The organism is Maribacter polysaccharolyticus (assembly GCF_028882255.1).
In the GTDB taxonomy this organism is placed as follows: domain Bacteria; phylum Bacteroidota; class Bacteroidia; order Flavobacteriales; family Flavobacteriaceae; genus Maribacter_A; species Maribacter_A polysaccharolyticus.
This window is the reverse complement of record NZ_JARBUY010000001.1, coordinates 484,180-495,648: the sequence shown is the minus strand read 5'-3', so window position 1 is coordinate 495,648 and position 11,469 is coordinate 484,180. Positions and strand designations below refer to the sequence as shown.

Annotated in this window: 12 protein-coding genes; 2 read left to right on the top strand and 10 right to left on the bottom strand. The window is 40.1% G+C overall.

Features of this window, described 5'->3' with window-relative positions; all coding sequences use genetic code 11:
- Positions 1–112: 112 nt before the first annotated feature.
- Positions 113–508 carry a bacillithiol system redox-active protein YtxJ gene (ytxJ, locus tag PHU20_RS02190; RefSeq protein WP_274823702.1) on the top strand — a complete coding sequence of 132 codons (396 nt, stop codon included), beginning with the start codon at positions 113–115 and terminating at the stop codon, positions 506–508.
- A gap of 49 nt (positions 509–557) precedes the next feature.
- Here the strand turns inward: ytxJ and PHU20_RS02185 are convergent, their stop codons facing one another.
- Both PHU20_RS02185 and fahA read right to left on the bottom strand, forming a co-directional pair.
- A complete protein-coding gene (locus tag PHU20_RS02185) occupies positions 558–1,745 on the bottom strand; it encodes a hypothetical protein (RefSeq protein WP_274823701.1) in 1,188 nt (395 codons plus the stop codon).
- A gap of 108 nt (positions 1,746–1,853) precedes the next feature.
- Positions 1,854–3,158 carry a fumarylacetoacetase gene (gene fahA / locus PHU20_RS02180; protein WP_274823700.1) on the bottom strand — a complete coding sequence of 435 codons (1,305 nt, stop codon included), beginning with the start codon at positions 3,156–3,158 and terminating at the stop codon, positions 1,854–1,856.
- Between the two features lie 110 nt (positions 3,159–3,268).
- Here fahA and glyA point away from each other — a divergent pair, with 110 nt between their 5' ends.
- Positions 3,269–4,540 (top strand): serine hydroxymethyltransferase, encoded by a 1,272-nt coding sequence (gene glyA / locus PHU20_RS02175; protein WP_274823699.1) that lies wholly within the window; start codon positions 3,269–3,271, stop codon positions 4,538–4,540.
- 425 nt (positions 4,541–4,965) lie between these two features.
- On the opposite strand, the gene PHU20_RS02170 is transcribed toward glyA, so the two are convergent.
- From PHU20_RS02170 to PHU20_RS02135, 8 genes are all read right to left on the bottom strand, one after another.
- Positions 4,966–5,598, bottom strand: coding sequence for a hypothetical protein (locus PHU20_RS02170; RefSeq protein ID WP_274823698.1), 633 nt, complete (start codon positions 5,596–5,598; stop codon positions 4,966–4,968).
- Positions 5,599–5,770: 172 nt separating this feature from the next.
- Positions 5,771–6,442 carry a DNA-binding response regulator gene (locus tag PHU20_RS02165; RefSeq protein ID WP_274823697.1) on the bottom strand — a complete coding sequence of 224 codons (672 nt, stop codon included), beginning with the start codon at positions 6,440–6,442 and terminating at the stop codon, positions 5,771–5,773.
- 35 nt (positions 6,443–6,477) lie between these two features.
- Complete coding sequence (locus tag PHU20_RS02160; protein WP_274823696.1) at positions 6,478–8,583, bottom strand: tetratricopeptide repeat-containing sensor histidine kinase; 2,106 nt, start codon at positions 8,581–8,583, stop codon at positions 6,478–6,480.
- Between the two features lie 115 nt (positions 8,584–8,698).
- Entirely contained in the window at positions 8,699–9,001 is a 303-nt protein-coding gene (locus PHU20_RS02155; protein ID WP_274823695.1) for a hypothetical protein, read from the bottom strand.
- A gap of 141 nt (positions 9,002–9,142) precedes the next feature.
- Positions 9,143–9,892, bottom strand: coding sequence for a LytR/AlgR family response regulator transcription factor (locus PHU20_RS02150; protein ID WP_274823694.1), 750 nt, complete (start codon positions 9,890–9,892; stop codon positions 9,143–9,145).
- Entirely contained in the window at positions 9,871–10,341 is a 471-nt protein-coding gene (locus PHU20_RS02145; RefSeq protein ID WP_274823693.1) for a hypothetical protein, read from the bottom strand. Before PHU20_RS02145 ends, PHU20_RS02150 begins: the two co-directional genes overlap by 22 nt.
- 400 nt (positions 10,342–10,741) lie before the next feature.
- The gene (locus PHU20_RS02140) at positions 10,742–11,044 is read right to left on the bottom strand and encodes a hypothetical protein (RefSeq protein WP_274823692.1); all 303 of its coding nucleotides are present in this window, start codon (positions 11,042–11,044) and stop codon (positions 10,742–10,744) included.
- Positions 11,025–11,207, bottom strand: coding sequence for a hypothetical protein (locus tag PHU20_RS02135; protein ID WP_274823691.1), 183 nt, complete (start codon positions 11,205–11,207; stop codon positions 11,025–11,027). The genes PHU20_RS02140 and PHU20_RS02135 overlap by 20 nt, the downstream gene beginning before the upstream one ends.
- Between the last annotated feature and the right edge of the window lie 262 nt (positions 11,208–11,469).

The window sequence follows — 11,469 nt, the reverse complement described above, 5'->3', positions numbered from 1 at the left end:
AACCTTACCAAGGACAACAAGCAGACAGAATGGCATTTAATTTAAAGAATAAGGAGACATTTCGGCAGTTGTAAGGAATGGAGTTACGAACGACTTAGAGATAAAAAAGATTATGGGTTTATTTAAGGATTTATTTGGTAAAAATGAGGGGAAACCAGGGAAAGTAGAGGTGAAAGTGCCATGGAAGCCATTGGTTTCCGTACATCAGTTAGATGAAATAGCGGAAAAATCGAACGCTAAAACCCAAGTGATCTTTAAGCATTCCACGACTTGTGGAATCAGCAGAATGGTGTTGAACACCTTTAATGGGAGCTACGATATACCGGAAGGGACCATGGATCTTTATTATTTGGATCTTCATGCTTTTAGGGAGGTTTCCAATGAAACCGGGTATAAATTTCAAGTGACCCACCAATCGCCCCAACTTTTGGTAATTCGGAATGGGGTAGTGGTGGCCCATGAATCCCATGGAGGCATAAACGCCATCGATTTAAAAGCCTTTATATAAAAAAAGCCCTGAGGTATTCAGGGCTTTTATATTGGTTAAATCGGTTTTATCAGTTAAATCGGTGAGTGGTTATAATACCTTTTATTCGGTTTTTCAGGTCTTCACCGGCATCATAGACCATTTCTTCGTTTGAAGGGAATGGAACAGCTCCTAGATTAAGTAAGGAAACCAAATCATTGTCCAAAGCCCTTTTGTCACCGTCGGAATGGGCGTAAACATGCTCAAAGATAAATTCACTTGATAGGGGGTACGAATTTAGTTGTTGTTGGGTATCCAAGTCTATAAAGCTAACCAATCCGGAAACCTGAGCGGTTTTGAATTGTGTATATTGATAAAAATGGCATTTGACCGTTCTAAAATGATCTACTTTTATTTCGTTTCCTAAACTATCCTTTACCACATGGCCATCATCATCAAGAAGGTATTTTTCCCCGTCGATTATTTGTTTTTCTTTAATGATCTGCTTTTCATTCACCTGTTCCGGGGAAATATTTATTTCCCTTAACTCTATTTGCATATCATAATCATAGTCGATACCGGTCAAATGGGTGGAATGGTATTTCGTCCATTTGTTATCCAATCCGTAGGTGTTGAAGTCCAATAATTCATCTTCGAGTTTAACGGGTATGATCTTATCGGTGTTATTGATCATATGTACCTTTACATAATCTTGGCCCTTTTGATAGGCTTCTTCCATTTTGGACTTACTGTCCCCATATCCGGGATTGATTACATTCAAGTATTCGAAATCATCATACGATTTTCTGTAATCATACTTATTGGTGGCATTGGTCAATAGGTTCAGGGCATTGGCATACAAATACGAAGAAAGTTCGTTTTTCGTGGCGATGATCTTATTGTCATAGTTGGTAAAGGAAAACTCAGCATTTCTATTTTGATCATTGACCCATAAAGGGAGTAAAGGTTTTATGACTTCCTGGATATGCTTAAGATTTTCGTACCCTTTATAAATGGTTTCAAGATGCGCAGGGTTGCCGTCTTTCCTTAGAAAAGCAATTTGTTCCAATTCCCTTTCCGTGTTTTTTTGGAAAGCCTCTTCCAAAATAAGCACATAAGATTGATTGCTTTTCTTGTTCTTATTCTCGGATAGTTTTTGAACGGCACTGTTAATGGCATTCATGTAATTACCTGTGTTTATGGCCTGTTGGGTTTTTTTGACCCCACCACAGGATAACATAAAAAGTAATATTCCGCTAAAAAGTAAAAGTTTCTTCATGACATTTAAATTTATCGTTCTAAGCTACACTTTCAACACTTGTGCCAAAACTGTGTTTGTAGATAACGTAAAACGATAAATTATCGTATTGTCCCGTTGAAAAACCTTTTATTTCACATTGTTTTTTTGTTTTTTAGGCTCAAATACCGGTAACAGTTTGGTGGATACCTCCCCAAAACCGATACGTTGTCCGTTGCGTTCACAAAAACCGCGCATAACCACGGTATCATTATCCTCGATGAATTTGCGTTCGGTCCCGTCATTTAAGGGAATGGGCTTGGTGCCTTGCCAAGCAAGTTCGAGCATTGAGCCATACGAATCCGGTGTAGGCCCCGAAATGGTTCCACTGCCCATCAGATCCCCACTATTGACCACACAACCATTTATCGTGTGGTGGGCCAATTGTTGGGCCATAGACCAATAGAGGTACTTGAAATTGGAGTTGGTAACGGTGGTAGCTATGCCTTCTTCCGTAACAATATCTACCTGTAAATTGATATCGAAACTGTGTTCCCCTTCAATAGAAAGATAAGGAAAGGGCTTTGGATCCTGTTTGGGGCCTTTACACCTAAAGGGTTCCAAAGCATCAAGGGTGATGATCCAAGGGGAAATGGAAGAAGCAAAACTCTTGGCCAAAAAAGGGCCTAAGGGAACATATTCCCATTTTTGTATGTCACGGGCGCTCCAGTCATTGAACAAAACCATACCGAAAATATGTTCTTCGGCCTTGTCAATGGGGATTGGCTCGCCAAACTTGTTCGCATCCGTTGTTATAAAGGCCATTTCCAATTCAAAGTCGACCAATTTGGATGGACCGAATACCGGTTTTTCCGCACCTTTGGGAAAAGTTTGTCCCATGGGCCTGTGTATTGGGATTCCACTAGGGATAATCGTAGAACTCCTTCCGTGGTATCCTACCGGAATATGCAACCAATTGGGATAAAGGGCATTTTCGGGATCACGAAACATGGTGCCTACATTGGTCGCGTGTTCTTTACTGGAGTAAAAATCGGTATAATCCCCGATTTGTACCGGTAATTGCATTTCTATTTCATTCAAGGAGAAAAGGATAATGCTCTTATGGTTTTCGTTATTTTTCAAGGTTTCATTTTCAATGTCAAAAACCTCGCTGATTCGATTACGTACCAATCTCCACGTTTTTTGACCGTCGGAGATAAAGTCATTTAAGGAATCTTGAAGGAAAATATCATCGGTCAAGGGTATTCCTTCAAAATAGCCCAATTGGTGCATAGCGCCTAAATCGATCGCCGTATCACCTATTCGGGTACCTATCGTAATAATGTCGTCCCGTGTCAAAAAGACCCCAAAAGGGATGTTCTGTATAGGGAAGTCGGTATTTTCCGGAGTGGGTATCCAGGTTTTTTTACTTGGGTTATTTGTATGTATCGGCATAATGCTGTTGTTAATTCATATTTGATAAAATCCGAATCAAATATATTATTTTCCATGAAAAACCAATTGGCAATTTGTATTTTTGCCATTCATTTAACAGAACAGATACTATGCTACGTGATCAACTTATATTCGACTTAATAGAAGACGAAAAAGAAAGGCAATTGAACGGAATTGAACTTATTGCCTCTGAAAACTTTACAAGTCCCCAAGTAATGGAGGCTGCGGGATCGGTGTTGACCAATAAATATGCCGAGGGATACCCGGGAAAAAGATATTATGGAGGATGCGAAATAGTAGATCAAGTTGAACAAATCGCTATAGATAGGGCCAAGGAATTATTTGGTGCCGCCTATGCCAATGTGCAACCTCATTCCGGTTCACAGGCCAATGCTGCTGTTTTTCATGCATTTTTAAAACCAGGGGACAAGATTTTAGGATTTGACCTTTCACATGGGGGGCATTTGACCCATGGTTCTCCTGTAAATTTCTCAGGTAGATTATACAACCCTGTTTTTTATGGCGTAGAAGCGGAGACAGGTGTACTTAATTATGATGCCATCCAAGAAATTGCCTTGAAGGAAAAACCCAATTTGATCATTGCCGGGGCCTCTGCTTATTCTCGGGATATGGACTTTAAACGTTTTCGTGAAATTGCGGATAGTGTGGGTGCCATTCTTATGGCAGATATTGCACATCCGGCCGGTCTGATCGCCAAGGGCATTCTTAGCGATCCCATTCCCCATTGCCATGTCGTAACCACGACCACTCATAAAACATTAAGGGGGCCAAGAGGTGGATTGATTTTGATGGGAGAGGATTTTGACAATCCCTTTGGGATCAAATTAAAGAACGGAAATCTCAGAAAAATGTCCGCATTGCTCGATTTAGCCGTTTTTCCCGGAAACCAAGGGGGTCCTTTGGAACATATCATTGCCGCAAAGGCCATCGCTTTTGGTGAGGCATTGACCGATGAGTATTTACAGTACATGTTGCAAGTGAAGAAAAATGCTGCTGCCATGGCGGCTGCATTTGTGGCTAAAGGCTATAATATCATCTCCGGTGGAACGGATAATCATATGATGCTTATCGATTTACGGAATAAGGATATCACCGGGAAGGATGCGGAAAAAATATTGGTTAAGGCCGATATTACCGCAAATAAAAACATGGTGCCTTTTGATGATAAATCACCGTTCGTAACTTCAGGGATTCGTTTTGGTACCGCAGCGATTACCACAAGAGGATTAAAAGAGGATGAAATGGGGGTCATTGTCGATTTTATCGATCGTGTACTTACCAATGCTGAAAACGAGGAAATAGTAGCCCAAGTGAAGGAAGAGGTCAACGCCATGATGCACGGAAGGCCTTTGTTTAACTAAGGATCGTATCTTTTATTGGATTGGAGGTTGAACAATGCTCCAAGGTAAGCGTCGGATTTTTCGAATCTTACAGTTCCTTGCCAATTTCGGATATTGGAAATAGTAAGGCCCATACCATTTCGTTCAAGAAAGGTATGGGCCTTTGTTCTGGTAGTATCATTACTATCAACTATTGGGGGTCGAATTCCAAAGGGAAGCGGATTATGTCATTATATGGGAAGGGTTCTTAAGAAGGGTGTCCATAGAACTTAAATAAATACTTTAAGACAGGTTGTCTTTATAGTCGGTTTTCAGCCGAATATATGTATAGGCTTATTCCATAGGATGGGAGTAGATCGACCCTACCTTGGGGAATTTAAATTTGGTAAAAAGAAAAAAAGAAACCAATCTTGCAGTTTTGGATAATGTACTGTAAGCGGGTAAGGTTATTTGTTGATCATGTAAAGATTCTCCCTAAGTATAGTTGATTTTTCCAGGTCGTAGATAACGGCATCTTTTTCGGATTCAAAATAAAGGCCCCAATACGTGGAATAATTGTGTGTGGTGTTCGTGGAAACGGGGGCTAAGGTAAAAAGTTCTTCCTCGAAAACAGCTACGAAAATTTCATAGGGGACCTCAATATTTCTTTTCGTCAATGCAAGGAAGTGTTTTTCCAGATTGCTAAATATACTGGGCAATTGATCGGGGATACTTTGGTCGTATAATTTATCGATGACTATACTGGTATCCTTTAGGTTGATGATGAACTCATCCACATCGAACACGGCATCATTGCATTGATCCAGTGTATCCAAATCCTCCGCAAGGGAATATTCAATTTGGTTGAATGTTCCCCAGGCCCCGTTGTAGGATTGGGTGATCATATCGATCAAATTTAAGTTACAATCCATTTCAATGATCAAGTTGATCTTCCCGTTTATCGGGGAATCGTGGCGTACTGAAATTTGAGAGAAAAAATTTTTTTCAAGATTGTTGATAAGACCTGAAAGCCCATTGAATGAAGCTTTTTGGGTTGACCAATGCGGGTCATTTCCGAAATTTTCCGATTTTAAAGACATAAGAGTGGGGTCTATTTAATACGAATAACCTCAAATCTAATTTTATGTCCTGAAAATTGGGCTTAGGAAAACCTTATAATTTCTGAGGTTTTCCTTTGTTTAAAAGGAATAATCAGTAAAAACACTGATTGTCAGTAAGTTGTGTGTTGTGGAAAAATGTTAAAAAAATAAATTAAATGAATCCACGGTTTCTGGCTTCCTCAATTAACTCAATATCATTGCCTTGTTCTATACCAAAAAGTTGTTTCAGTTGTCTTTTTCGGGCTTCCACAGTGGTCGGTGCAACGGAAATCAACGGACCGATATCTTTAGTACGGGTTCCTATGGAGATATAATGTAGGATCTTTTTGTCGGTATCGTCTACCAGGTCATAATCATTGGCCATTTTTTTTCGTATCGCCGATAGGGCACTGGCGGTATAGTAGGGTGGTCGCTCCAGAACGGTGCGTACCATGGCGCATAGCGACTGTTCGTCTATTTCCGATTTTACCATATATCCATCCGGATCTACGCTTTTAAAAATGCTGTTGATTCGGTAACTATCGCTAAACGATGACATAAAGACGACCTTGGAAGTAGGTACTTTTTTTCGGGCATAGATGCCCAGGTCCTCGCCGCTTCGGGTATCCCCGGAATGGGATGGAAAAAGGGATATGTCCAATAAGAGAATGTCATAGGGGAGTGATCGGGCGGAAAAATCGATTTTTTCAATCGCCCCTTCAAAAGTATTTACGGTATCTACCTTAACTTGAAAGTCATCAAACTCTGAACCTTCCAATATGTATTTATAGCCCATTGCCGTCATGGCATGGTCATCAACAGATAAAAGTCGAATAGTTTTCATAATCCCTTTCCTTCTATAAAAAGTATCAAATAATATTAATTCAAATTTTCATGATTCATTTCATGAACGGCTTCTTGAGTTTCAAGGGGGATATTTAAAGTAATCGTTGTTCCTTTATTCAAAGTACTGTCTATGTTCCAAGTGCCACCTAATTTTTCTATCCTTGAGCCGATATTTCTCATACCGATACCCTTTTTGCCCGGTTTAGAGGCAAATCCCTTTCCGTCATCTGTTATGGCAACCAATAACATTTCATTTCTACGTACAAAACTAACCAAAATATTCTTACAATTTGCGTGTTTTACGGCATTTTGCATAATCTCCTGTACCATACGGTATAAGTTGATTTTTATTTCCCCTTTCATATTGTCCCAATCCTGAGATTCTTCATAATCAAAGGTATAATTGAGGTCGTTCGCGGAGCATATGTTTTTTAAAAGATCTTTGATCGAATTTATGAAATTGTTGATGTTATGGTAGGCTGCATGGCTTAATTCGTGTGATATGGCTCGTACTTCCCCTTCCACATCCTTTAAGGCGGATATGGCCTTTGCCCTTTCCGATATGGCTTCCTCCGAGTTGATCTTATTCAATCCGGTCAATACCATTCTGGCCCCCAACATTTTCCCAAGGACCCCATCGTGCAATTCTTCTGAAATGCGTTTTTGCTCCGCTTTTTTGGTTTCGGCAATTTTCTGTTTTTGGGACAACATCAAATCAAAAATCTCTTGGTTACTGGTTTGTTGTTGTTGTTGAAATCGCAAAGCTTGGTTTTTGGACCGTTGGTAGAAGATAACGTAGACGGACACCCCAAGTAGGAAAATACCTATGGATAATCCTGTCCAAATTTGTTTTTTTCGGGCAAGGGATTCGTTTTCGGCAATAAACTCGTCGGTTTCAAAACGTATACGGGTAAATTTATCGCGTTCCTTCCGTTCTATCTGAAGCAGGCTGTCGGTCAAGGCAATATAGTGTTGCGTATGGTTTAGGGAGTTTTTGGGGTCGATCCGGGCCAATAATCCCAATGAGGCCAATAACCGTTTGTTGTTTGAGCCCTCCTCGGCATATTGCTTGGCCATTTTTGCACGTTCCAGAGCATTTACGGTGTCATTTTGGGTTAGATAGTATTCGGCAAAGGTATATTCACTGAGTGATAGGCCTTCAATATCCTTTTGGTTTTTTCTTATTTCCCTAGCTGTTTCCAAATCCTTTAAAACACCTAAGGTATCCCCCAATTTTAATCGACTTAATGCAAAATTATTAAGGAATAAGGCGTATGAGGAAGGTGCTTTAAATCTTAAACTATCATTGTTGAATACCGCTTTTTGGTAATATCTTTTGGCGTCTTCATAATTACCTTGATTTTTATAGGTATTGCCAATATTGTTTTGAAGTTTAGGTAAAAAATTATTCCGTACCTCTTGATCTTTTACTTTGGAGAGATACTCATTGGCCAGATTAAAGTATTCCAAAGACCGTTCATATTCCTTCAATTCGTTGGAAATGGAGCCCAATAAATTATAGCAACGATGCAGTCTTAGGTATTCGTCCAAAGGCTTTAGGCGTTCGATGGAATTAAAGGCATTGATCTCCGCGCCGGTATAATCCTTGACATCGGTTTGGATTAGCGCCATATTGTAGAACAAGCGCCCCGAATAATAGGTGTCCCCAACAGCTTCAAACTTCTTTTGGGCCTGATGGTAATGGTAAAACGCACTGTCCATTGCTATATTGGTTTCAAAAAAATCAGCAAGGTCCCAATGGGCATAAGCTTCGTTTATGGTATCATTGGTTTTTTTGGCCAGGGACAATGTTTTTTTATTGACGGTTCGGAATTCAGTTGAATCATTGAGCTCTAAAAAAGCCAAGGAAAGTCTGGAATAATACCTGAGTCGGGTACTATCCACAGGACTCTTATCGGCGGCCAAAAATGCCTTTTGGAGCAATTGTTTTTTCTCTGTTATGGAAGTCACCGGATTTCGACTTTGGGATATCCAACTTAAAATACTGTCGTTGGCAACGTTTTCCGGAGTGGCCGGTGGGTTATCGGGTTGACTACAAGAAGAAAAAAGAATACACCATAGAGGCAGTAATAACCCTTTGGTGAGGTGGAAAATTGTAGGTCGGTTTGTTCTAAGCATGGTGGTACTAATGTAAACAAAAAGGTCTTAATCCTACAAAGATTAAGACCTTTTTGTTTTTGAGGGATCCTCTTTCTTATCCCTTTAATCTTAGGAATCAATGAGTGAACATTGGTTAGGCCACTTCAGCTTCCCTTCTGTCCTTATCATGGGCGCAGTCATCGCATTGGGCCACTTCGGCTTCCCTTCTGTCCTTATCATGGGCACAGTCATCACATTGGGCCACTTCGGCTTCCCTTCTGTCCTTATCATGGGCACAGTCATCGCATTGGGCCACTTCGGCTTCCCTTCTGTCCTTATCGTGGGCACAGTCATCACAGGTTATGTTGTTTTGTTCTTGAATTTCATTTTCGGTACTCATGGCTGTCGATCCGATCATTAATGCCAATACTGCCAAAATACTAAGTGCTCTTTTCATAATCATAAAATTTTGTGTTAGGGGTTTGTTTTATTATGTTGTAAAACTAATAAGCCCCATTGAGGAAAATGGGGTCATTTGAAATTTGTGAGTATTCAACCTGTTTTTACTAGTATTCGTACTAGTTTTGAAAGAATAAACTTAATTAGATGTAGGAATAACCGTTTTTGATAAACGCTCTTTTACCTCATCAATATTCGATTTATAGGATTTTGAAAATGGCAATTGTAGGTTGCGAAGTTTTAGGGTGCATAACGATTTTCCATAGCTGATGCCCGAAATGAAAACCGTATTGATGATATAGCTTTGATGGATGCGGATAAAATTCGATGGTAATTGGTTCTCGAACGTCTTTAGCGTCTTAAAGGCGTTGACAACACTGCCGTCTTTCATTACGAATTCCGTGGTATTGTTATCTGCCTGTAGGTAAAGTATGTCATCGGTATTTAAGTATTGGAAATCCCGGTACGACTTTAAGCAAATAGTCGGGGCTTGGGAAAGGGCAGGGGCTGCAACCGGTTCCGGCAGTTGCTTTTTAAGGCGTAACAAGGATTTTCTAATATCAAATTCGTTGTACGGTTTTAACCAATAATCGAAAAAACCGTTTTTGATGGCATCATAAGCGTGTTCCTTGGTTTTGGAAATCCCGATGAATACCGGTAATTTTTTGATGTATTGGTGGAGCTCCATGACCATATGGAAATATTCACGGGAATTTTCATTCAAGTTTACGAAAACGACATCGGGGGAATATTTCAAAATTGAATTTAAACCGTCGGTACTGTTTTTAGCTAAAGAAACACACGAAAAATCACCATATTCCTCCAAAAAATGCTGCAATTGCAAATTTGAAGTGGCGTCAGAATCGATTATGGAGTAGTTAAATTCCATGTATTTAGCTGTTTAAGGGCAAAGTTAGGATTGTAGTCGAAGTTAGGGCCAAGGAAAACCTTATAAAAAATGAGGTTTGTCTTTATACGATAAAGAAATAATTGAAATTGAAGGAAAATACTTCCTTTTACCTGAGTTTTAACGACATATTGCATTCTTGGGGTGAATTCGTGGGCTCCAATGTCCGGATTTTCCGTTCTATCGGTACCTAGAATATCAAAGGGGATGTTGAGGGCATGGTTTAAATCGACCTTATTTATGGCTTCCGATTCTTCCTTGATCAAACACACACCTTTCTTAACAAGTTTAAAATCAGTATATTGATGTGTAAATACCTGATTGTATGGCGTAGTGTCGCCAAATTCGCACAAAGGGTCATTTGCAAATTGACCTGTATTATCCTCAAATTTTATAAGGGAATGGTCGAAAGAAAAAAACAAGGTGTGCATCCCAACAGTCTGTAAAGAGATTTCACGCAGGCAATACCATCAATGATACAATTCTTGAATTGGGCCGTTATCGTGTATCCCGAATCCGTTCCACTGTAATTGCTCAAACAGATAGTGGTTCCCAACCTTATGCTATGGGAACAAGAATTGGTCATGGTATTATGGGTGAAGTCGTAAATCCCTCTTTGATTACAGAATAAGGAATTCAGACCGGAACTGTCTAAAATGGTATTTTCGTGGATGACATAGGTATTTTTGGCCCAAAGGTACCTGTGCAATTGTGTATTTGCGAATTCCTGATCGTTAGGGTAGGGGGTTGCGGTGTCTTGTGGCCTTCCACCATTATTCCCAAGATGGCATTCTTTAAGGGAGCTGCTCCATAAGATTGGCGTTGCTGCCTTTAGTGATCCAAATACCGTTCCATTGACCTGCTGTTCCCATACCTGGGTTCTAGTCGGTCTCCCTCGAAAATCACCGTATTTTCGAACGGATCTTGGTCTTGGCTTAATCTGCCACTAAGGTACAGAGAAGCCCCTTCGGCTACATGCAAACCGGAATCTTCATGGAAAGAAACACGGCAGCCAGCTTCAATGGTCAGGGTTTGGTTTTCAGCTACTATCGCATAACCATAAACCACATAGGGTTTTTTCATTAATTCGTCCTGCTGTAAATAATATCCTTCCTTATATATATATAGCTTCATCTCCAAAACCCATTTCCAAACTGAGGGTTTGGTCGGAGCCGTCTGCTGCAGTCCTTGGATAAAGGAAGAGGGCATCTTTGACCAAGGTTACCAATCGCACTTCTTGGATTGCGGTATCCCTACCAAAAGTGATTGCATCGGTATATATTAAGGAATGTATCATCCGTATTGTTGGTTAGGTCGTAAGTGGTTTCAATAATAATGCAAAGGCTATCATGACCAAGTAGGGGTAGATTCGTGGATTCTTTCCCGGCGACACCATCGACATTCAATCAATAGCCACTATCATCCCATTCATTTAATTATATAAAGGGTATTTCAATATCTTCTCGGTTGGGGTGTACACATTTAAGGTGTAGGGGCTATGTGATATAGTGGAAAAAACGTTATCAAGAAATACGGTGGTCTTTGAAAACGTCAAATTT